We start from the raw sequence: 21,686 nt of genomic DNA on the forward strand, positions 1-21,686 counted from the left end.
GGTGTGCTCAACCGGACGTCCTCAGCCCCTGAAACCACGACGGCGTACCGGGCGCCTGTCCCCAGCGACGCCGGATCCCAGGGACATCTCGTCGGCCACCCGATGCACTCGGCCGCGCGCCACGAGTTCGATGGTGGTGGCCACCGCGCACGATTGCGCCAGCAGCAGGCCCACTAGGACCAAGATCTGGACGGCGGCGGCCTGGACTGCGGAGCCGCTGGCGAGGAGCACGCCGACGAAAGCGCCGGGGAGGGTTACCAATCCGACGGTGCGGGTCTGGTCGACGCCGGGGAGCAGGGCGGTGGTCGCCGTCGGGCGGATGATTTCGAGGCGGGCGTCGCGGTCGGTGAAGCCCAGGCTCATCGCGGCCTCGACTTCACCGCGGCGCAGCTCGAGGGTGTCGAGTGCGGCTTTGGCGGACAGTGAGGTGGCGGTCATGGCGCCGCCGAGGACTATTCCGCCGATGGGGACGATCGCGACGCCGGTGAGGGGAACGACGCCGCTGATCAGCATGGCGGGCAGGGTGGTGAGGGTTCCCGTGGCGAGTGCGAGTGTCAGCCAGCTCGCGGAGCTGCCCGCGCGGGCTCGGCGTGCCGAGGTGACCGCGGCGGCGGCGAACATGACCGCCAGCACCAGCAGGGATGACCAGAGGTGAGCCAGCGCGGCGGCGAGTACGAGTGCGACGACGGCCAATTGGAGGACGGCGCGGGCGGCTGCTGCCGGGGCGGTACTGATCGGGCCGAGTCCGGCGAGCCGGTAGACCAGCGCCGTGGCCAGTACCAGAACCGTGCACAGGACGATCAGTCCGGCATCGGGTGTCACCACGGTGTTCAGGCCGCACCTTCGATTCGGGGCTCGTCGGCGGAGCTCACCTGGGCGCGGCGCTCCCACCTGATCTCCATTCTGCGGTATCCGAGCAGGCAGATGCCGAGCCAGAGCGCGCCGAGCAGCCAGCCGCCGAGCACATCGGTGGTCCAGTGCACTCCCAGATACAGGCGGGAAAGCCCCACCGCGAGAACGAATATCGCCGCCGGCACTACTACGGCCAGCCGGGCGCGCCGGGTGCGCAGCAGGCTCACCACGACGATGGTGACCGCACCGACCACCACGAAGGACCCGAGGCTGTGGCCGGAGGGGAACGCCGGGTTCGTCACCTCCACCAGGTGATCGGCGACCGGCGGCCGGGCTCGGCCGACGGACCGCTTGCCGAGGTAGGACAGCCACGAGCCGCCGATGCCCGCGACCACCACGAACAGCGCGGGCAATCGATGGCCGAACCAGAGCAACGCCACGCTCACGGTCAGTGCCACGAGCGTCATCGTCGCGCCGCCGCCCAGGTCGCTGATGGTCCGCATGGCGGAGGTCATGGCCGCTGATCGGTGATCGACCATCCAGTCGAGAATAGGCTGATCGAGGGCGCGCTTGGTGTGCCCGGCAACGACGTTCAAGGTGAGCGCGGCCAGCACGGCCGCCGTGGCCACCAAAAGCAGCACCGGAACGGTCACCAGGCGCAACGGTGCGTTGTCGGCGCTCGTCGTGACGAGATGGATCCACGACCTCCCCTCGGCCCTCGCCGAGCGCCGTCGGCTTCCGGCCGGGACCGTGTCCGCGCGCTCAGTCTCGGGCACCCGGGCCACCCCCGTGAAGGTATCCGCCTGCGCGTTGAGCACAGGGATTTCGACCGCGACCACGAGGGCGTCGGCAACGAAGCGGCGTCCGCGTGTGCACACCGGGTTCTCGATCTAGTCGGTATCCCATCCCGGCCATTGTGTCCCAGTCGCTCGCACGATCGACACCGAGGTGATCGATGCCGCAGTGTGTGGATCGCGGGCGTGCCGGTCGATCGAGGATCTCTCAGACCAGCAGGGACCGTGTTTCGGGGGCGGTCGGTGCGGCGAGGACGGCCGCGGTGTCGCCGCGTTCGACGACCCGGCCCTCGGAGAGCACCAGAATTCGGCTGCAATGGCGGGCGACCATGGTCATGTCGTGGCTGACGACGAGCACCGCGGTATGGCGAGTGATCCGGCAATGCTCGAGCAAGTCCATGATCGACGCGGCCGTGGCGGCGTCCAGGGCCGAGGTGATCTCGTCGCAGATGAGCACGTCCGGCTCGGCGGCGAGAGCGCGGGCGATGGCGACACGCTGGCGCTGACCGCCGGACAGTTCGTCGGGGTATCGGTTCGACATGGATCGATCGAGGTCCACGTCTGCGAGAAGTTCGGCGGCGCGTTCGGTGATCGCCGCACGTCCGGTCATCCCGTTGAGCCGTAGGGGGCGTGAGAGGGCCTGCCCGACAGTGTGTTTCGGGTTGAGGGTGGACAGCGGGTCCTGGGGGATCAACTGGACGCGGCGGCGGTCGCGGCGGGAGCGGCGCGCCTTTCCGACTGCGACCGGTCGTCCGGCCACTTCCAGGCTGCCGCGCGATTCGCGGTGGATGCCTGCCAGCACCCGCGCCAGAGTGGTCTTGCCCGCGCCGGACGGGCCGACCACCGCGACGGACTCGCCGGCCGCGAGGTCGACAGCGACGGAGTCGAGCAGGGTTCGCCGCCCGGCCCACGCGCGTAGGTCGTTGCCGCGCAGCGCGATCGAGTTCCCCGGGGCAGCCGCTGAGGCGGTGGCGATGAGCTGGGTCTGCCTCGGCCGGGTCGTTCCCAGCGGGATCACGGTGTCGGCGACGCGATGCAGGACTTCGGTGTCGTGTCCTGAGACCAGTACCGTGACGCCGTCGTCGGAGGCGAGTGATCGCAGTAGTTCGGCGATCTCGGTGCGCAATCGGGCGTGCAGCCCCGCCAGCGGTTCGTCGGCGATCAGGACGCCGACCTCGCGCACGATCGCGAGCGCGAGCGCCAATCGGCGTTGTTCGCCGCCGGACAGCTCGCCCGAACGCTTACGCAGGCATTGCGATGGCAAGCCCACGCGATCGAGCACGGCGGCGGCGTCGGAGCGGGGGGCCGCCTCGCGGAAGAGTGCGTCGATACGCATCCGGGGGTTCAGGGCGGCGCCGGGATCCTGGGTCACCAGTGCGAGATGACGACGGCGGAAATGCTGGAGCGCAGCCGATTTCAGCGCGAACACATCCTGGTCGGCGACGTGCACCGTGCCGCCCACGCGGATGGCGCCGACCGGCAGGTGCCCCAGGATCGCCCGCATGAGCGTGGTCTTTCCCGATCCCGAAGGACCGGCCAGCGCGGTGACACTGCCGGAGGGTAGTTGCAATGAGGTCGGCGCGAGCAGCTGAGCGCCCGAAGCCGAACGCACGCTGAGATTCTCGACGATCACCCGGGCGTTCACAGACTGCGCCGCCCTCGTCCGAATGCCGCTACGGCACCGTTGACGCTCACCGCGAGCAGGCCGATCGCAACGGCTGGCGCCAGCACCGCGGCGGGGTTCAGCAGGATCCCGGAGGCGTTCTCCCGCACCATGACCGCCCAATTGGCGTCGCCGAGGGTGGCGGGAAGTTGCAGGAACGCGGCGGTGCTGACCAGATACATCGCCTCTACGAAACGCAGGCCGAGCTGGGTGATGAATGTTTCGCGCAGGTTGGGCAGCAGTTCACGAAAAACTATGTACCCCAGATGTTCTCCCCGAGCTACAGCGGCTTCGATGAACCCCGACCGCGCCACTCCGCTCGCCGCGGCCGCGAAAACGCGTGCAGTGTAGGGGGTTCCCGCGATCACCGAGACGGCGATCAGTCCGGGCGCGCCGGATTCGGGCCAGGAGAGCATGAACAGCAGGATCGCCAGCACCGGCGGCAGCAGCATGCCCAGGTCGGCGGCGCGTTCGATCCAGGCGCCCAGGCGTGGGCGCAGCGCCGCGCAGGAACCGAGCAGGGCCGCCAGCCCGGTCACCAGCAGTGCGATGGTCGCGGCGAGCAGCAGCAGACCCCAACCGCCGCACAGCAATTGGCTCCATACGTCCCGGCCGAGACGATCACCGCCCAGCCACGCATGACCGCCGGGCCGCTGGAAGCTGATCCCGATCCCGTGATCGACCGCGTAGGGGGCCAGCGCGGGCCCGGCGAGAGCGAGCGCGCCGATCAACACGGCCGGGACGACCGCTAGCCACCAGCGCCGCCGCCGCGTGACCGGCATCGTGTACTCACCCGTCACGTCCGTCCTCGATTCGCCCACGCGCGCACGGCATCCGCCGCCAGCAGCACGCACATGATGGTGGCGCCGGTCATGGCGACGACCGCCGCGACCAATGCGGTGTCGCGGTCGGAGACCGATCCGGCGATCATCGCCCCCATGCCCGGGTAGTTGAACACCGTCTCCACGACCAGCGCCCCGCCGAACAGCGTGCCGACCGAGGTCGCGAACGAGGTGGCGATGGTCGGCAGCGCGAACGGCAGGATGTGGCGCAGCAGCACCGTCCGCTCCGGAAGTCCGTTGAGCACAGCGGCTTCCACGTGCGGGGCGGTGGCCGCGTCGGTGATCGCGCCGCGCACCACCCGCAGATTCCACGCCGATTGCGGGATCGCGAGCGCGGCGACCGGAAGGATCAGCATCGACGCGGTCGCCGGATAACCCGACCGGTCGGTGAAGGTGACCGCGGGCAACCAATCCAGCCACAGCGCGAACACCAGCACCAACAGGGTCGCCACCACGAATTCCGGAATGGCGATGACGAACGCCGAACCGGGCTGGAGCAGCCGAGCCGCCAGACCTCGTGGCCGTGCGGCCCACCACAACCCGCACAGCAGCGAGATCACGATCGTGACCGCCATCGCCGTCGAGGCCAGCAGCAGGGTTTGCGGGAACTTCGACGCGAGCAGGTCATTGATCGGCACTCCACGTGCGGTGGTCCCGAAGTCACCGGTGAGCACGCCACTGAACCAGTGCCAGAAGCGCACCGGCAGTGGACGATCCAGGCCCAGTTCGTGTTCCTTGGCCGCGATGCGTTCCGGTGTGGCATCACGGCCGAGCACCGCACGCGCCGCGTTGCCGGGCAACAGGTTCACGACAACGAACACCAGGGCCAGCAATGCGATCAGCAGTCCCAGCCGGCGCGCGATCAGTCCGGCGAAGCCGATCAATTCGACATCCACACCCGCTCGAGCTGCACGCGCCCGTACCCACCCAGTCTGGGCAGATCGCGCACCGACCGTGCCGCCACATCGATCCCGTCGGCCATACCCCACACGATGTAACCGCCGCGCTCGTGCTCGATCCGCTGGATCGTCCGGCTGGCGGCGGCGAACTTCTCCCCGGCCGGCGCGGCGAGGGCGTCGGTGTACGCCTGGTCGAAAGCGGCGTCGTTGAACCCGGTTTCGTTCCATTTGGTGCGCGAGTACATCACCTTGCTGGCGAAGAACACCACCGAATCGTTGGTGCCCCAGTTCGCGGTGTACAACGGCGCTTTGAGCCAGGTCTGATCGTAGAAGGCGTTCGCGTCCTGCACGACGACCTCGATCGACACCCCGATGTCCTTGGCCTGGCTCGCGAACACCTTCGCCGACTCGACCTCTCCGGGCGCTTCCTGCTTGGTGATCAACTGGTAGGTCTTGCCGGTATCGAACTTGGCCTCGGCGAGCAGCTGTTTCGCCCGCGCCACATCGCGGGTGCGCTGGGCGATCGACTTGTCGATGCTCGGGTCGGCGGTGCCCAGCACATCGTTGCCGATGGTGCCGTAGCCCGAGAGCACCTGGGCCACCATGGCTTGACGGTCCACCGAAAGCCGCAGCGCTTCACGAACTTTGGGATCGGCGAAGGGACCGTCGGCGGTGCGCATCGCGATCACGACCGCGATGTCGTCGGGCCGGCGGATCACCTGCAGATCGCCCCGGCCCTCGGCGGTGCGCCCGGCGATCGCGCCGACGCTCGAAGCCAGGTCGATCTGCCCCGCCAGTACCGCGTTCGCCATCGACTCCGGGCTTTCGAACAAGGTCACCTCGATCGCGTCCAGCAAGGGAGCGCCACCGTGCCAGGCGTCATTGCGCACCAGGCGCGCATTGCCGTTGGCGTAGCTGTCGAGCTTGAACGGCCCGCTGCCGACCGCCTTGGTGAAGTCGGTAGTGCCCTTCGGCACCGTGAAGGTCATGAGCCGCAACAACAGTGGCAGCTGACTGTTCGCGCTCGCACAGGTCAGCACCACCGCGTTCGGCCCCGCGACCTTGATGTCGTCGACGGAAGCGACCGGCACCTTGGTCTCCCCCGCGATCTCCCGCAACCGGCGCAGCGACCACACCACGTCCTCCGAGGTGACCGGGCGACCATCGTGGAAGGCGGCGCCGTCGGCGATGGTGAAGGTCCAATTGCGCTGCGCGGCATCGGATTCCCACTTCGATGCCAGCCGCGGCGCGACATTCGGGTCGGCTCCGGGAACCGTCAGCGGATCGTAGACCAGCGACATGATGAGAAAGTCGCTGTCGTTGCTGAGGGTGGCATGGGGATCGCGTTCGGCCTTGGCGGACTTGCCGATCGCGCCGACGCGCAGGGTACCGCCGCTGCGGGGTGCGCCGGGGTCGGTGGACGTGTCGCTGCCGCAGGCCGCGAGCGTCAGGATCGCGCCGAGTCCAAGGCCGGCTTTGAAGAGCTGACGCCTGTTCACATCCACTGCCGACCCCATCCGCTTCACGATTGATAGGTTAGCCTCCGCTAACTCGGCATAGGCTAGCTTGGCGATTATCGCCAGGCAATATCCTCTACGCCGTTAGCGCCGGCACCGGGGTCTTGCCGGAAACAGATCGTTCCCCACTGGAATCCGGCCCCGATGGCCGACAGGACGAAGGTGTCTCCGGGGTGCACGCGATGCTCGGAACGGGCTCGATGCAATGCGGTGAACACGCCCGCGGACCCGGTATTGCCGAGGGTGTCCAGGGTGATCGGGGCTCGCTGCATGGGCACGCCGAGGTCGGTCATGGCCGCGGTGAGGATATTGAGGTTGGCCTGGTGCAGGAAGAAGTGGTCGATGTCGGTGACGGCGAGTCCGGCGCGGTCGGCGGCGGCGCGGATGCTGTGCGGCAGGCGGCTGGTGGCCGTCTCCCAGACCGCGCGGCCGTCCATGCGCAGGAAGTGCTCGCGCGCGGCGACGGTCCGGTCGGTGGTCGGCAGACGGGATCCACCGGCGCGGATCTCCACGCTGTGCGACAGCTCGGATCCGAAGTCCCAGGACAGGATTCCGGCGCCGGGCGTCTCGCTGCGGGTCAGCACGACGGCGGCCGCGGCGTCGCCGAAGAAGACGCCGGTGGTGCGGTTGCGCGGGTCGGTGACCCGGGACGCGCAGTCGGCGGCGATCACCAGCACCGCGTTCGCCGAGACCTGCAACAGGTGCCCGGCCAGCAGCATCGCTTGCAGGCCATTGGCGCAGGCGGCCTGGGTGATGTCGATGGGGAGGGCGCGGTGCGCGCCGATGCGTTCCTTGACCATCAATGCCGTCGAGGGCAGGGGCTGGTCATAGGTGTAGGTCGCGACGATGACGGCGTCGAGCTCGCCGGGTGCGATGCCCGCGTCGGCGAGTGCCGCCGGGGCCGCCGCGACGCACATGTCCGAGACGGCCAGTTCCGGTGCCAGCCGCCGGCGTTCGCGAATGCCGGTGCGATCGACGATCCACTCGACCGAGGTGTCCAGCGTCTCGGTGAGTTCGGCATTGGTGACGACGGTGGCGGGCAGATGAACGCTCGAACCCGCCACCGCCATCGGCAGCGGACGGGCGAGCTGCGACCGGAGCGCGGCCGAACGCGGCTGATCGGCCGCCGTGCACGCGAGGGTCATGCGTGGATCCCGTCTTTCGTTGCGGCGGTGTTGTATTCGGGGGCGATCAGCTGGTCCAGGTCCACATAGAAGCGCCCGGATTCGCACGGGGCCCCCAGCAGGATGCGGCGGGCGGCCGCGGTGACCAGGGCGCCGCCGAGCGCCACATCGGAGGCCAATTGCGGCCAGCTGCTCAGCGTCCGGCCGATTTCGCCGAAGGAGGCGGCGAGTTCGGGGCTGATGCGCTCGGGATCGACCATGGCCAGGATGAGATCGGCCTTGGCCTGGGCGGTCAGCTCGCGTAGTTCGGCGGCGCGCAGGTCGCCGATTCTGCCGTGCAGCAACGGCCGGTCGGGTTCCAGATCGAAGCGCTCGATGTCGAGCATGCCGCGGTCGTTGCAGTCCATGATGACCGGAATCCCCAGTGCGCGTGCGTATTCGCGGGCCGCGACCTTGATGTAGGGGGTGTCGCACTCCTCGACCAGAAGGTCGATCGGGGTGTCGTCGCCCTGGAAGAACTCGGTCATGCCGTCGTCGGTGAGCCCGGCCGTCATGATCTCGATGTCCAGGTAAGGGTCGATCTCGTACATCTGGCGCGCGCACAGCACCGCTTTGCCGAGGCCCACGTGATGCACGCCCGCGCGCAGCCGGTTCATGTTCGACAGGCTCAGCTCGTCGAAGTCGGCCAGCCGGAATGCGCCGCCCACGCCTTCGAGCGCCAGGGTCACGGCGGCGCTGTTCCCGACGGACAGTCCGATGATCCCGATGCGGTGCTCGCGGAGCCGGCGTTGCTGGGGGCGTTCGATTTTGCCGCGATTGCGGTCGGCGCGCACCAGCCGGAACTCCTCCCGCGGCAGCACGTGGACCAGGCGGCCCGACCACGGGTACCAGAACCAGCTGCCGTAGGCCCACGGCTCCACGCCGGCCAGCTGTTGTTCGATCTTCCGCTCGAGTTCCGGGCCGGTGTGGCGAAGCTGCGGTTCGCGGCAGCGGATCAGTTCCGCCAGCTGACCCTCGATGGTGTCGCACACTTCGGTGACCCGCTCCGATTCCAGCAGCGCGGTGAGCGCGGCGTAGTCGGCGGCGTGCGCGGGTTCGAGCAGGACGGGTTGCCACACTTCGCGATCCGGTGCGGCCGCGGCGGTGAGCGGTACCGGCGTAGGCCGGTGTCCGGTCTCCTCCGATGACCACGCGATCGGGTCCGCCGCCACGAGCGCGGGGAACTGATCGCGCAAGGTGGCCACGAGGTCGGTGTATTCCCCGGCGCCGTCGGCGGTCCGGTGCAGCAGGATCACCACGTCCTCGGTGTATCGCTCGACATAGCAGCGGGTTCCGGGCAGCGGGTGGAATCCGAAGCGCCCGTGGAACAGGTCCTGGCCGTCCTTGGTACCGGAGGTGCCGATCATGAGCTTGGCGCCGAGATGGTGTGCCGCGCCGATGGCGAGCGCGTTCAGATAGACGCCCAGTCCGAGTTTGCGGGCTCGATGCTCGACCACCAGCCGGCTGTGCTCGTAGGTATCGGCGAACCCGGCGTTCTCGGCGGCGAGCACCTGCCGGTATCGCTCTTCGCCCAGGTGCGCGCGGGACTGGAACAGTTCACCCGTCTCCGGTGTGGACAGGCGGATGTAGCCGAGCACCGGACCTCCGGGATGCCGGCGGGCGATGAAATGCCATGCCCCGTAATCCAATTCCTGGTCATCGACATGGGCACCGCTGATGTCGCGGAATTCCGGTCGCCTGCCGTGGTCGTAGAGGATCCGTGCGCGCAGTTCACGGATCCGGTTCACCTGGTGCGCGTGATCGTCACCGTGCCGCGGTATCCGGAACGCTGAAACATGCCATCGCACATCATGATTGCGGTCACGGATATCACGTCGTTCGATAGACATGCGAAATCCGCCAGCTGCCGACACGGCAAGGGTCCTTTCCGGAAGGTCGTGCATCGAGTGAGTGAGCGACTGTGGGACTCGAAGTGTTCGGTGACACCGGCTTCGGACCACATGCTCGGTAGCCAGATATTAGCTGCCCAGGTGCCGCGGCGCTGGATTGCATTCTCTTGCGGCGCGGCGAAATTGGCCGGAAACCGGCCGGAGAACGAAGATTCTGTCCCAGAACCGTTGAGAACAAGCCGACAAACGATCTTGATGCTGAAAGTTAGCTGCCGAACTTCGATGAAATTGGCCGAATACGGTCGGCCCGGATCACCTCGAGTCGTCGCCGGCGCGGCCGGTACCGAGCCACGCCATCGCAGCCGCCGTGAACGCGGTGATGCCACAGGCGAGCGCCGGTTCGGCGAGCGGCGCGAAGTGCGGCGAGTGGTTCATCGGAATATCGAGCTCGACGGTGCCCCGCTGTTGTGCCGCCGCGACTTTCGCCGGATCGGCACCCCCGAAGAACCAGAACGACAGCGGCGCGCCCGCGGCCTCGGCCAGAACCCCGACATCCTCGCTGGCGGGGAATGCCCCCATTTCCCGGACCTGCTCCGCACCGAGCGCGGCGCACAGCGCGGCCCGGGTCCGCTCCAGCGCGACCGGATCGTTCACGGTGATGGGCAGCCGGGTCAGCTCTTCGATCGTCGGCATCCGATCCGCGCCCGCGGCTTCGGCTTCCGCGCGCACGATCCGCCGCACCGCCGCGAGTACGCGGGTTCGCACTTCGGGTGAATACGTGCGGACGCTGAGGCCGAGCCGGGCCTCGTCGGCGATGATGTTCTCCTTCGTGCCCGCGTGCAGGGTGCCCACGGTGACGACCGCCTGGTCCGTGGCGGCGACCTCCCGGGACACGATGGTCTGCAGGCGCAGCACGGTCGCCGCGGCCAGCACGATCGGGTCGACCGTCGTCTCGGGCCGCGAACCGTGCCCGCCGCGCCCGTGCAAGGTGATCAGCAGACTGTCGTTCGCCGAGAGGATCGCACCGGCACGCGTCGCCACGGTGCCCACCGGAATCGGCAGGACATGCTGGGCCAGTACGATCTCCGGCCGCCCGAAACGCTCGAACAGCCCGTCGTCGACCATGGCCTGGGCGCCCGCGCCGATCTCCTCGGCCGGCTGGAACACGCCCAGCACGGTCCCGGACCAGCGCTCCCGGAACGACGCCAGCCGCTCGAGCGCGCCGAGCAGGCAGACGGTGTGCATGTCGTGCCCGCAGGCATGCATGAGCGGCCGCCCCTCCGGATCGGTGGCGACCGAGGCGTACGGCAATCCGGTTTGCTCGCCGACCGGCAGCGCGTCCATGTCCGCGCGCAACAAGATCCGCGGACCGGGCCCGTTCGCCAGCCGGGCGACCACCCCCGTCCGGCCGACGCCCTCGACCACCTCGTAGCCGAGCGCCTTCGCGCGCCGGGCGACCAGCGCCGCGGTGCGGTGTTCGGCGAACGAGAGTTCCGGATGGGCGTGCAGGTCCCGGTACAGTTCCGCGAGATCGCTGCTGACCCGGGCGACGCGATTGCTGATCGGCGGCACCCTGTCAATGATCCACCGCGCCGGCTGGAACAGAACAGTTTCCCGGTTTTCCGTCGCATGCCTTCGCGAAACCTGTCGGTACCTTCGCACCGAGGACTACGCTGTGCGATAACTCATGTGCTTTTCAGACGATCGAAACGGTGATGGGATGAACACGGATCTCGCGACGGATCAGCCCCACACCTCTCGGGTCTACGACTACTTCCTCGGCGGCAAGGACAACTACGAGGCCGATCGCCAGGCCGCGGAGGAGATCCTGAAGGTGTGGCCGGACATTCGGGTCGCGGCGCGGGTCAATCGCCAGTTCATGCAGCGCAGTACGCGATTCCTGGCCGAGAGCGGCATCCGGCAGTTCCTCGATATCGGCACCGGGATTCCGACCGAACCCAACCTGCACCAGATCGCGCAGGCGACGGCCCCCGACGCGAAAGTCGTGTACGTGGACAATGATCCGCTGGTGCTGGCGCATGCCCGCGCCTACATGACGGGCACCGAGCTCGGCGCCACCACCTATATCTACGGCGATGTCACCGATCCCGGCTCCATCCTGAAACCGCCGGAACTGAGCGATTTCCTCGACCTGAGCCAACCGGTCGGCTTGAGCATGATCGCCCTGCTGCATTTCGTGGAGGCCGACGTCCCCGCCATCCTGTCGGCCTTCCTCGACGCCCTCGCTCCCGGCTCCTACCTCGCAATCTGCACCATCACAGCCGATTTCGCCCCCGACGCGGTCCTGCGCGCCCAGGACGTCTACCGCGTCCGCAACCTCCCCGCCCAGGTCCGCACCCGCGACGAGGTCACCTCCTGGTTCGCCGGCCTGGAGCTGCTCGACCCGGGCGTCGTGCCGCCCCACCGCTGGCGCGCCGGAGAGACCACCGACTTCTCCCCCTCCTTCGACGCCAAGGTCTCCTGCTACAGCGGCGTAGCCCGCAAACCCTGACCGACCCGCGAATCAGTCCAAGACGCCCGCGGCGACGCCGGCGGTGAACGAATCCCATGCCTCGGGTGTGAAGAGCAGCGGCGGACCGGCGGGGTCCTTCGAATCACGCACGCCGACAACTCCTCCCGCCAGCCATGCGACTTCGACGCAATCCCCCTGGCTGCCGCTGTGGCTGCTCTTGAACCACACGGCTCCCGGTAGGTCAGTGGTCATACTCGAACTCCTTCGTGACTCGACGAACCAGCTCGCGGGTTGGTCCGTCCTCGAGCGCGGTGCTACGAATTGCCGTCGCCAGCTCACTGTAAAGCCGTACCTCGTCGGCCTTTTCCAGATAGACGTCCTGGGTCGGACCGCCTTCGATGTACACGATGGGCGGCTCGACGTTGTCGCCATTGGCATCGAATTCGAGCAGTGTGAACGCTCCGCGCGGCATGCCCCAGGTCAGTCCGGCGGAGAACGGGTGGATCCGGACCGTCACATTGGGCAGCTTCGATACCTCGGCGATGTGGCGCAACTGAGCTGCCATAGTCGCCCGGCCACCGATCACCCGATGCAACGCCGACTCGTGCAGCAGCACCTCCAATTCGATGGGCCGCGTCTTGCGAGTCACTATGGCCTGCCGCTTCATTCGATGCTCGACCCGGCGGTCGATATCGCTGTTGCTGGTGAACCCCGGGTAGGCACCGATCACAGCCCTGGCGTACTCGGCTGTCTGCAAGAGCCCCGGAACATGTTCGTGGTAGGTGATCAGCCGGCGCGCGGCGGCCTCGAGACCGGTGTACATGTTGAACGCGTCCGAGTACAGCCCGCCGTAGGCGTGATACCAGCTCTGGGTGCGCGCGATCGTCGCGAGGTCGATAGCGGCCCGAAGCTCGGCAGCGCCGACTCCGTAGATCTCACACAGGGCACGCACATCCTGCTTACGCACCTTTTGCGTTTGCCCGGCCTCGATCCGCTGCAGCGCCGACGCCGACAGGTCGGACAGCTTGGCGGCCGCCGCGATCGTGAATCCGTTGGCATCCCGGCATTCCCGTAAAAACCGGCCGAGTTGCCGCCTCGGCAAGGTGGAACCCGCCGCAGCGCCCACCGGGTCTGCATCATCATCGCTGGCCATACCGACTTCCTCATCGTCGAAACCGGGTGGATCGGGTCACGAAATCGGGTGCTGCGTAGAGCATTATCGGGCAGAGCCCTGGCCTTTCGGGTGACTTTCGATCGGGTACCCGATTTCTCTCGAACCGCTTCCTCGGCGGTGGTGTGCTGATGTCACAACAGCGGCAGGGAGGAGATCGCAAATGTCCGGCGACAACCCGTGGTCGGTTCAATCCATCATCGGTCGCATCGAGGCCGATCGGTCGCACAACCCGGGCGGCAGGCGGGCACGCCGGCGTCCCGCTCCGCATCGCAAGCTCCGGCGCAACTCATGGCGATATGCCCTGGCGGCACTCGAAGTGGCCCTCTTCGGCGACAGCACAATGCGATTGGCGGGCCGCCATGCCGCACGATGACCCCGCCGGGATCGAGCTGCAAGTCATCCAGGATGTCCTCGACACCGTGGAGACGCGAATCCGCGCGGCCGAACAGTGCGGCCTGCGCCTGACGGTACCGCGCTCCCGCGTCTACGCCGCGGTCCTGCTCGCGGTCATCGTGAGCGCCAGGGAAACCCATCGAATCCCAGCCACCCTCGACCACGCGGCGATCCTGGACGAAATCCTCGACGGCGCGGAACCATTCGGGACACCGGGTGCGAATCAACCCGTAGAGCAGGTAATCCGCAACCACGCAACGCCGGTGAACTGAACCGTCATCCACCCTCCTGGACATGGGTGACGGGTTACCGTAGCGTGAGCGCAGGTGCCCGATCCGGGCAGCTGAGTGCGGTTCGATGTTCGATCCAGCTGTCGACCCTGTCAGCAGTTCCAGGAAAGGAACATTTGAGGTCGCGGCAACACGCATGCCGACGCGTAACGAGATCGATTCCGACATACGCACGGAGGCTCGCGAGATGAATTCCGATGAGCCTGACGGTCTTGCTGCCGCCGAATTGCCCACGCTGCCGGCGACTCTGATCGGCCCGAATGTCCGGGCACACCAATCGACAACCTGGAGAACACCTTTGAGTCAGCCACCATGCGCCGGGCCCCGACTGTTCAGTCACGAAGACCCCGCCGTCGATAGTTCACACATTGCCGCGCCCACCGACCACCGACCGATATTCTCCGCTGTGCCCACACCGCAAGAGGACTCGAACAGCGGCGCGTTCGATCCTCATCCCGCCGCCGGTCCGGTGGGCCGTCCCGCCGGAGGAAGAGCTCGGCCGTCCTCGCGATAGGACCGCGTCCCGCTACCGCAGCTGTCGCGGAAATCTACATTTTTCAATGGAGATACCCTCGTCCAGCCGCCGTAGTGCCTGCCCGCCTGGACTCAGCGTGGCTGATCGGGTGATCCGTGCGCGTCGAGGGCGTGCTGCAGGGTGGCGTTGAGGGCTTGAGCCTCGGCGAGCTGGTCTTCCAGAATCACGATCCGGCACGCCCCGTCCAGGGAATTGCCGGCGTCGACCAGCTCGCGCACCCGCGCGGCGATGCGCAGCTGATAGCGCGAGTAGCGGCGATGGCCGCCTTCGGAACGCTGCGGGGTCAGCAATCGAGCATTGTCGAGGGACCGCAGGAATGCCTGCGTGACGCCGAGGATCTCCGCCGCGCGACCCATGCTGTAGGCGGGGAAATCCTCGTCGTCGAGCCTGTCCACCCCGCCGGTGCCGGGGGTGGGGTTCGTATCCGGTTGCTGCACAACACCTCTCAGGGGAATTTGAAACGACGGGAGGCCCCGGCGCGGGTGCGCCGGGGCCTGGAAACTACGTATACGAAAGGGTCGAACTGTTCACCGGCCTCCATGGGCCGATGGCGTACACCGCGCCCGGGGAGGCGCGAGTCGCGAAGCAGGGTGTCGGCTAATCAGTGGCACCACCTCCAATTCGTATGGAACTTGCCTTCAGGTCTCTTCGTCGCTGTGCCTCGCCCTTGCCGGGGGCGGTCGGGCAGCCAGAAAGCCAGCCGGACTCACGCCTGCCCCGGCAAGGGCGAGGGGTACCGCATACCAGGTAGTTCACCTACCCAGTCCTTCGATCTCTCACTTCAACGACAGTGAAATTACACAACCGCCAAGGGAATGTCTATAGCCTGCACTACAGATTTCCGGACCGCTGCATCATCGAATTGGCGTCGGCTCAGACTGCTTCACCTACCACTCCAGAGCAGCCGCCGAGAACCGACTCTTGCACATTCCTATGTTGAGTGCTAAAACTTATCTATGTTAGATGACATAGATTATCTGATCTTCCTTCGACAGAGAATGATGCTAGTTGGAGGTGACGACCATGCTGATGCGCACCGATCCCTTCCGTGAACTGGATCGCTTAACCCAAGCCGTGTTCGGCACCCCGGCGCGGCCGGCCGCGATGCCGATGGACGCTTGGCGAGACGGGGACGAATTCTTCGTCGAACTCGATCTGCCCGGCATCGACCCCGATTCCCTCGACCTGGACGTCGAGCGCAACGTAGTCACGGTCAAAGCGACTCGCCCGGAACTGGATCCGGGCCGGTCGATGCTCGCCGCCGAACGCCCCCACGGGGTGTTCTCGCGGCAGTTGTTTCTGGGTGAGAACCTCGACACCGATCGGATTCGCGCCGAGTACCGCGAAGGCGTGCTGCGGCTGTCGATCCCGGTCGCCGAGCAGGCCAAGCCCCGCAAGATCGAGATCACCCGCGCCGAGGAGCGTCAGGCCATCAACGCCTGACATCTGCGCCGAGGGGGTTCCGATCATGGTGGCGGAGACCGGCACACGCACCGAGTCGCTCTCGTGGCTCGACGAACGACTGCTCGCGCTCGATCCGGACGTCGAGGAGTTGTTCGCCGAGGTCGAGGACATTCTGCGGGCCGCGGTGTGCCGGCCGCCCGGCCCACGACCGGCACCCCGGCCCTTGCGAGATCGGCCTCTGATTCAGAAGCCGGTACGCGGTCCGGGTGGCCGGATTCCCGTGGCGGACGGCCGCGGTGGCCGCGACCCGCCCAGGCTCACGGTATCGATCCGAAGGAACACACAGTCAGGAGGTGATGCCCGTTCCAGCACGAGCCCAGTCTCCGGTTGGCGTGCGTGCCAAAGAGTCTCGGCCCTGAAAACCGCACTCTCGAGCACCTGTACCCCTTGCCGGAACACACTCCGGCGGTCAGTGCACCGCCTGTCGACAGGCAACACATGTGGGCCCGAGTACTCCCCTCGCGCACGCCCCCGGCGACGCCGAGACTCAGTGAAAGCGAGTCGCTACGGCAGAATCGAATCGACGTAGCCGCCGTCGACGCGCAGCGCGCCCCCGGTGGTCGCCGAGGCGAACGGGGAGCTGAGGTAGACGACCATATTGGCGATCTCATCCGGTTCGATGAGCCGCTGGATCAACGATTGCGGGCGATGCAGGCGCATGAATTCACGCTGCGCCTGATCCCACGGCAGCGCGCGATCCACCAACTGATAGACGAAATCCTCCACCCCGGCGGTGTGGGTCGGCCCGGCAATCACAGCGTTGACCGTGACTCCCGTCCCAGCGGCGTCTTTGGCGAAACCGCGTGAAAGCGCCAGCAGCGCAGTCTTGGACACCCCGTAATGGATCATCTCCTCGGGGATGACGATCGCCGAGTCGCTGGCGATCTGCAGAGCGCGACCCCAGCCCCGATCGATCATGCCCGGCAGGTAGGTCCGAATGAGACGGGCCGCGGCGAGAACATTGACCTCGAAGTAGGTGCGCCACTGCGCATCGGTGATCTCGCGCGCCGGGACCGCCCCGAAGATGCCCAGATTGTTGACCAGGATATCCACCTCGGGCAGCTCGCCCACCAGCTGATCGACGCCCTCGGCGGTCGCGACATCGGCTGCCACGCCGAGCACTTCCCCACCCGCCGAACGCAATTCGGCGACCGCCGCCTCGACCCGGTCGGCAGTGCGCCCATTGACGGCGACCCTGGCACCGCTACGGGCCAGACCTGCGGCAATGGCCAGCCCGATGCCCTGCGTAGAACCGGTGACCAACGCGGTCTTCCCACTCAGATCAATGTTCACGAGCGACACTCCCTCCGCCGGCCTTCCAGCACACGAATCAGAACAACCATCTAAATGTTTGCTGCATGGATGCTAGCGTGAGTGGCGCCAAACGCTCTTCGGAACCCATCGCCATGCAGTGCAGCGACAACGTGTCGGGGTAACTACCTCACTCACGGTTCGGCCAGCTAGCGACATCACATGAACCGGCCTCTGGACGGAGCGGACGATGATCACGGCGGAAGAATCATTGCTGGACAGTGCTTTTCAGGCGGGGACGCTGGTGCGCAGCGAGGAACTGCCGGCCGCGTTGTGGCCCGAGCACACCGGTGCGGGCTATCGGGTCTGGTATCAGGGCATCGGCTATGACGGCACGGGCCGGATCGTGTCCGGGTCGGTGTTCGTTCCCGAAGGCGAACCACCCGCCGATGGCTGGACGGTGATCAGTTATGCGCACGGCACCACCGGGCTGGCCGATCACACGGCACCGTCGATCGCCGGGTTGTCCCGGCCGGAAAGCCGTCATGTGGCCGGGTGGCTGGCCGCCGGTCACTGCGTGACGGTCACCGACTACGAGGGGCTGGCCTCCCCCGGGCCGCACCCGTATTTCAACGGTGAGGCCGCCGCGGACGACGTGGTCGATATCGTGCGCGCCGCGCGCGGGCTCGGGCACCGGCTGGATCCGCGCTGGGTCGCGGTCGGTTTCTCCCAGGGCGGGCATGCCGCGCTGTTCGCGGGTCTGATGGCCACCAAGTACGCCCCGGATCTCGACTTCCGGGGCACGGTGGCGTTGGCTCCGCCGGTGGAACTGCCGCTGATCGTGGACTTGCAAACCGAGGCCGACGCCGCGCCGGTCACGCTGTTCCTGCCCTATCTGCTGGCCGGGCTGCGCATCACCCGCGGCTTGGCGACCGAGGAGTTCATGACCGGCCTCGGGCAGCGGCTGATCGGACTCGCCGAACATGCCCCGGTGCGCGATATCCATTACGCGGTCACGGTTTTGACCAATGCCGACATCGGCACCACCGCGCTGATCCGGCGGCCCGGCGTGGCGGACATGCTCACCGCCTGCCGAGTCCCCGCCGCCCGATTCGACCGGCCGGTGCTGCTCGCGGCGGGCACCGCCGACGCGGTGTTGCCGATGGCCGCGGTGGAGCGCTTCGTCGCCGCCGCCCGGCGCGCGGGCTCCGACATCAGCCAAATCACCTGCGCGGGAGCAGATCACACCGGCATGCTGTCGGCCACGCCCGAACTGCACGACTGGGTCGGCCAGCGGATGACCACCGCCCCGCAGACGCCCGGGCACGGGTTCAGCCTCATGGACATCACCGGCGACGGCTATCTGACCGTCGACGATTTCGACGCCTTCGCACTGCGGCTGGCCCAAGCGTACGGCGAACCCCCGGGCTCGCCCCGGGCACTGGCCGTCCGGGCCGGATACCGCGCGCTGTGGCGGTCGATGGCCGAGCGGGCCGACGCCAACCGCGACGGGCGGATCACCGAGGCGGAGTTTCGCGCCTGGCTCGACACGCACTGGGACAACGACGCATTCGATGCCGATATCGCACCACTGGCGCACGCGGTCCTCGAGCTGGCCGACGCCGACCGCAACGGGGTGCTCGATCGCGAGGAACTGGTTCGCCTGCTCGTCGGGTGCGAGCAAACACCCCTGGAAGCGTCCGCGATTTTCGACCGGCTCGACCTCGACCGCTCTGGGACCATCACCACCGACGAACTCGTCACCGCCATCCGCGAGTTCTGCCTGAATCCCACCGCGGATCAGCCCGGTGCCTGGCTCTTCGGGCGGTTCTGATGATTCTGCGACTGCTGCACCCGGTATCGGCCGCTCTGGGTTCTCTGCTACTGCTGCTGGCGGCACCGGTTCTGCTGTGCGCCAAGGCGATTGTGCACTTGCCCGGCACGCCGGACCGGCTGCGTGCCCGCGCGCGATTGCTCCTGCTGGCGGCGGTCTTCCTCGTGGTCTTCGAGGTACTCGGCGAGATCGGCGTCACCGAGCGCCGTCCCGGCCGCCCTGGCGGATGCGACCTGCTGGCCGTACAGAACCGGCGACTGCGCCGCTGGGGTTTCGCCCTGGCGGGTTTGCGGCTGGTACCGGACCAGCAACCGACGGTGGCACGGGACCGGCCCTTGATCGTGCTGGCCCGCCACGCCGGGATGTTCAACAGCCCACTGGTCGCCCACCTCATCGACACCGACCTCGGCCGCGACATCTACTGCGTCGCCAAAACCACGTCGGCGCTCACACCCGGGCTTCGGCGTTCCTATCTCGGTTCCGGGGTGCGGCTGTTCCGATTCGGGAACAAGCGCGGCAGAGCGGCGGCTGCGAGTTGCATGCGCGGCCAAGCCGCGGGCGCGATGCCCTCGGACGCGCTGCTGATCTTCCCGGAGGGCGCCAACTACACCGCCACCCGCCGCCGTGCCGCGATCTCGGCGCTGCGCGATCGAGGACGGCACCGGCTGGCCCATCAGGCCCAGCGCTGCCGACACGTCCTGCCGGCTCATCCCGCCGGCGCCTGGGCATTGGTCGAAGCCGCACCGCACGCCGACGTACTGATCCTGGCCCAGACCGGACTGGAAGACCTCTCGGGGCTCGACGGTCAGCTCGACTATCCGCTGATCCACACCGGCACAGTGCATTACACCTGGTGGCACACCCACGCCCAGGACGTGCCGCGCGATCGCGAGCAGTTCGCGCAGTGGCTCAACGACCGCTGGTACGAGGTCGATTCCTGGATCGGCGCGGTTCGCGGTCGTCCACGGCGCGATTCGACCACCGTCATCTGGACCGGCACGGGATCGGTTCACACGCAATCGAATTCGACTCTTTCCGCCCTGGAGCAGTCATGAGCGACACCTTCTCGGCCACGCCGGGCACCGCGTTCGTCCTGGGCGGCGGCGGTCTGCTCGGCGGCTACCAGGTCGGCATGCTGCGCGCCCTCGACGAACACGGCATCACCCCCGACCTGGTGATCGGCACCTCCGTCGGCTCCATCCAGGGCGCGATACTGGCGACGTACGGGTCCCGTGACGCCATCGACGCGCTCACCGACTTCTGGCACGAAGCGCTCACCCGCAAAGTGATGGGCGTCCCGGTGCGCGCACTGCTGTCCAACCTGGTCCGGTTGCGCCCCGCACTGGCCACCCAGGACGCGCTGCGATCGGTACTCGAACGCCATGTCGGGGCACACACCCTCATCGAAGATCTCGATATCGCGTTCCAATGTGTCGCCGCGTCCATCGAACGTTCGACCGCACGCTATTTCGACCACGGCCCTTTGATTCCCGCGTTGCTGGCCTCGAGCTGCATTCCAGGGCTGTGGCCGCCGATCGCGATCGGCGAGGAACATTACATCGACGGCGGCGTCGTGGAAACCGTGCCGCTGACCCGTGCTGTTTCCTACGGAGCGACCGACATCTACGTGCTGCGCCTGCGCCAGCGCGAACTGCCGCTGCGGGCGCCACGACTGCCGTGGCAGCTGGGCCAGACCGTCTTCGAGGTCTCGCGCCGCCACCGCCTCGGCCAGGTGATCAATATGCGGCCCACCGGGGTCACCGTGCACCTGCTGCCGACCGGCGAAGACCTGCTCGAACCGCCCGACACCGGCCTCTACACCACCGTCACCGAACAACTCGAGGTCTTCGAACGCCGCGTCACCGCCGGCTACCGCAGCACCATCGACTATCTCGAGGCACCCGCCGACCGCAAGACCGCAACCATCCGCTCCCGCACCAGAACTCGTTCGAGCGCCGATCACACCATCCGCTTCGCACCGCACCGGCCACCCCTGGCTTCCGACTTCGTCCGAGCGAAACTGGCGAAGTTCTTCGAACTCCTCGACACCGACCGCGACGGCCGCATCGACGCCGCCGACTACAGCGCGGTCGCCGACCGTGTCTGCCTCGCCTTCGGCCACCCCGTCGACAGCCACACCGGCCGACGCCTGCGCACCACCTTCGCCGACCTGTGGACCGGACTCTGCCGCACCGCCGGCGTCACCCTCGAAACCCCCATGACCGCAGACGATTTCGTGCACGCACTCGGCGCACTCTCCACGAACCCCGCCGCCTACGACGCCACCGTCCTGCCCGCCGTCGCCGCCATCCTCACCGCCGCCGACCACGACCGCGACTCTGTCCTCAACACCGTCGAACTCGCCACCCTGCTGACCGCCTTCGGCGTCGGCCGCGACGAGATCGGCACCGCCGCACTACGTCTGGACACCAACAACGACGGCGTACTGAGCTTCGACGAACTCGACGAGGCGTTCCGCGACTACTTCACCACCGACGAACCCGGAGCAGCGGGCAATCTACTGTTCGGACGGCTCGAACCCGGCAGCGTCCATTGACCAAGCACGCCTGGATCGCTACGGCATCCCCGGCTGCCTCGCGGTGTCGGCGCGGGCTGACTACCGATATAGATCAACGTCTTCCGGTCGTTCACGCAGTTCGGTGAACCCTCTGCGCGACGCCGATCGGCGCGG

At 67.6% G+C, this 21,686-nt stretch carries 19 protein-coding genes; 6 read left to right on the top strand and 13 right to left on the bottom strand.

The features are described from left to right. Positions 1-21: 21 nt before the first annotated feature. From LTV02_RS12865 to LTV02_RS12905, 9 genes are all read right to left on the bottom strand, one after another. Complete coding sequence (locus LTV02_RS12865) at positions 22-834, bottom strand: ABC transporter permease (RefSeq protein ID WP_233041560.1); 813 nt, start codon at positions 832-834, stop codon at positions 22-24. Continuing rightward, positions 831-1,505 (bottom strand): phosphatase PAP2 family protein, encoded by a 675-nt coding sequence (locus LTV02_RS12870; RefSeq protein WP_233040227.1) that lies wholly within the window; start codon positions 1,503-1,505, stop codon positions 831-833. Before LTV02_RS12870 ends, LTV02_RS12865 begins: the two co-directional genes overlap by 4 nt. A gap of 349 nt (positions 1,506-1,854) precedes the next feature. Beyond that, the gene (locus LTV02_RS12875) at positions 1,855-3,258 is read right to left on the bottom strand and encodes an ABC transporter ATP-binding protein (protein WP_233040228.1); all 1,404 of its coding nucleotides are present in this window, start codon (positions 3,256-3,258) and stop codon (positions 1,855-1,857) included. A 29-nt stretch (positions 3,259-3,287) separates the two neighbouring features. Further along, entirely contained in the window at positions 3,288-4,109 is an 822-nt protein-coding gene (locus LTV02_RS12880) for an ABC transporter permease subunit (RefSeq protein WP_233040229.1), read from the bottom strand. Further along, a complete protein-coding gene (locus LTV02_RS12885; protein WP_233040230.1) occupies positions 4,106-5,047 on the bottom strand; it encodes an ABC transporter permease in 942 nt (313 codons plus the stop codon). The genes LTV02_RS12880 and LTV02_RS12885 overlap by 4 nt, the downstream gene beginning before the upstream one ends. Next, positions 5,032-6,567: an ABC transporter substrate-binding protein gene (locus tag LTV02_RS12890; protein WP_233040231.1), complete on the bottom strand. Its 1,536-nt coding sequence runs from the start codon at positions 6,565-6,567 to the stop codon at positions 5,032-5,034. Before LTV02_RS12890 ends, LTV02_RS12885 begins: the two co-directional genes overlap by 16 nt. A 56-nt stretch (positions 6,568-6,623) precedes the next feature. Next, on the bottom strand, positions 6,624-7,712 hold the full coding sequence (locus tag LTV02_RS12895; protein WP_233040232.1) for a 3-oxoacyl-ACP synthase III family protein: 1,089 nt from the start codon (positions 7,710-7,712) through the stop codon (positions 6,624-6,626). Further along, positions 7,709-9,580, bottom strand: coding sequence for a ThiF family adenylyltransferase (locus LTV02_RS12900; protein WP_233040233.1), 1,872 nt, complete (start codon positions 9,578-9,580; stop codon positions 7,709-7,711). The genes LTV02_RS12895 and LTV02_RS12900 overlap by 4 nt, the downstream gene beginning before the upstream one ends. 312 nt (positions 9,581-9,892) lie before the next feature. Beyond that, positions 9,893-11,152 carry an amidohydrolase gene (locus LTV02_RS12905; RefSeq protein WP_233040234.1) on the bottom strand — a complete coding sequence of 420 codons (1,260 nt, stop codon included), beginning with the start codon at positions 11,150-11,152 and terminating at the stop codon, positions 9,893-9,895. 148 nt (positions 11,153-11,300) lie between these two features. Between LTV02_RS12905 and LTV02_RS12910 the strand changes: the two genes are divergently transcribed. Next, on the top strand, positions 11,301-12,092 hold the full coding sequence (locus tag LTV02_RS12910) for an SAM-dependent methyltransferase (protein WP_233040235.1): 792 nt from the start codon (positions 11,301-11,303) through the stop codon (positions 12,090-12,092). A 12-nt stretch (positions 12,093-12,104) separates the two neighbouring features. Here the strand turns inward: LTV02_RS12910 and LTV02_RS12915 are convergent, their stop codons facing one another. Both LTV02_RS12915 and LTV02_RS12920 read right to left on the bottom strand, forming a co-directional pair. Continuing rightward, positions 12,105-12,305 carry a DUF397 domain-containing protein gene (locus LTV02_RS12915; RefSeq protein WP_233040236.1) on the bottom strand — a complete coding sequence of 67 codons (201 nt, stop codon included), beginning with the start codon at positions 12,303-12,305 and terminating at the stop codon, positions 12,105-12,107. Then, entirely contained in the window at positions 12,295-13,206 is a 912-nt protein-coding gene (locus LTV02_RS12920; RefSeq protein WP_233040237.1) for a helix-turn-helix domain-containing protein, read from the bottom strand. Before LTV02_RS12920 ends, LTV02_RS12915 begins: the two co-directional genes overlap by 11 nt. A 380-nt stretch (positions 13,207-13,586) precedes the next feature. Here LTV02_RS12920 and LTV02_RS12925 point away from each other — a divergent pair, with 380 nt between their 5' ends. Continuing rightward, on the top strand, positions 13,587-13,892 hold the full coding sequence (locus LTV02_RS12925; protein ID WP_233040238.1) for a hypothetical protein: 306 nt from the start codon (positions 13,587-13,589) through the stop codon (positions 13,890-13,892). Positions 13,893-14,516: 624 nt separating this feature from the next. Here LTV02_RS12925 and LTV02_RS12930 read toward each other — a convergent pair. Then, positions 14,517-14,882: a helix-turn-helix domain-containing protein gene (locus tag LTV02_RS12930; protein WP_408639358.1), complete on the bottom strand. Its 366-nt coding sequence runs from the start codon at positions 14,880-14,882 to the stop codon at positions 14,517-14,519. 586 nt (positions 14,883-15,468) lie between these two features. On the opposite strand from LTV02_RS12930, the gene LTV02_RS12935 reads away from it, so the two are divergent. Next, positions 15,469-15,888 (top strand): Hsp20/alpha crystallin family protein, encoded by a 420-nt coding sequence (locus tag LTV02_RS12935; RefSeq protein ID WP_233040239.1) that lies wholly within the window; start codon positions 15,469-15,471, stop codon positions 15,886-15,888. A 525-nt stretch (positions 15,889-16,413) separates the two neighbouring features. Here LTV02_RS12935 and LTV02_RS12940 read toward each other — a convergent pair. Next, positions 16,414-17,202, bottom strand: a complete 789-nt coding sequence (locus tag LTV02_RS12940; protein ID WP_233040240.1) for an SDR family NAD(P)-dependent oxidoreductase — start codon at positions 17,200-17,202, stop codon at positions 16,414-16,416. A gap of 208 nt (positions 17,203-17,410) precedes the next feature. On the opposite strand from LTV02_RS12940, the gene LTV02_RS12945 reads away from it, so the two are divergent. The 3 genes from LTV02_RS12945 to LTV02_RS12955 are packed head-to-tail and all read left to right on the top strand — an operon-like array spanning position 17,411 to position 21,551. Beyond that, positions 17,411-18,994, top strand: coding sequence for a lipase family protein (locus LTV02_RS12945; RefSeq protein ID WP_233040241.1), 1,584 nt, complete (start codon positions 17,411-17,413; stop codon positions 18,992-18,994). Continuing rightward, positions 18,994-20,049: a lysophospholipid acyltransferase family protein gene (locus LTV02_RS12950; protein WP_233040242.1), complete on the top strand. Its 1,056-nt coding sequence runs from the start codon at positions 18,994-18,996 to the stop codon at positions 20,047-20,049. The genes LTV02_RS12945 and LTV02_RS12950 overlap by 1 nt, the downstream gene beginning before the upstream one ends. Then, positions 20,046-21,551, top strand: coding sequence for a patatin-like phospholipase family protein (locus LTV02_RS12955; RefSeq protein WP_233040243.1), 1,506 nt, complete (start codon positions 20,046-20,048; stop codon positions 21,549-21,551). The genes LTV02_RS12950 and LTV02_RS12955 overlap by 4 nt, the downstream gene beginning before the upstream one ends. Positions 21,552-21,686 lie beyond the last annotated feature (135 nt).

This window comes from Nocardia yamanashiensis, from assembly GCF_021183565.1.
Taxonomy (GTDB): Bacteria; Actinomycetota; Actinomycetes; order Mycobacteriales; family Mycobacteriaceae; genus Nocardia; species Nocardia yamanashiensis.

Bases quoted from the DNA above. Each gene is read 5' to 3' on its own strand.
- LTV02_RS12950 (WP_233040242.1), top strand. From the start codon at position 18,994: ATGATTCTGCGACTGCTGCACCCGGTATCGGCCGCTCTGGGTTCTCTG.
- LTV02_RS12925 (WP_233040238.1), top strand. From the start codon at position 13,587: ATGCCGCACGATGACCCCGCCGGGATCGAGCTGCAAGTCATCCAGGAT.
- LTV02_RS12945 (WP_233040241.1), top strand. From the start codon at position 17,411: ATGATCACGGCGGAAGAATCATTGCTGGACAGTGCTTTTCAGGCGGGG.
- LTV02_RS12915 (WP_233040236.1), bottom strand. From the start codon at position 12,305: ATGACCACTGACCTACCGGGAGCCGTGTGGTTCAAGAGCAGCCACAGC.
- LTV02_RS12910 (WP_233040235.1), top strand. From the start codon at position 11,301: ATGAACACGGATCTCGCGACGGATCAGCCCCACACCTCTCGGGTCTAC.
- LTV02_RS12920 (WP_233040237.1), bottom strand. From the start codon at position 13,206: ATGGCCAGCGATGATGATGCAGACCCGGTGGGCGCTGCGGCGGGTTCC.
- LTV02_RS12935 (WP_233040239.1), top strand. From the start codon at position 15,469: ATGCTGATGCGCACCGATCCCTTCCGTGAACTGGATCGCTTAACCCAA.
- LTV02_RS12955 (WP_233040243.1), top strand. From the start codon at position 20,046: ATGAGCGACACCTTCTCGGCCACGCCGGGCACCGCGTTCGTCCTGGGC.
- LTV02_RS12900 (WP_233040233.1), bottom strand. From the start codon at position 9,580: ATGTCTATCGAACGACGTGATATCCGTGACCGCAATCATGATGTGCGA.
- LTV02_RS12890 (WP_233040231.1), bottom strand. From the start codon at position 6,567: ATGGGGTCGGCAGTGGATGTGAACAGGCGTCAGCTCTTCAAAGCCGGC.
- LTV02_RS12895 (WP_233040232.1), bottom strand. From the start codon at position 7,712: ATGACCCTCGCGTGCACGGCGGCCGATCAGCCGCGTTCGGCCGCGCTC.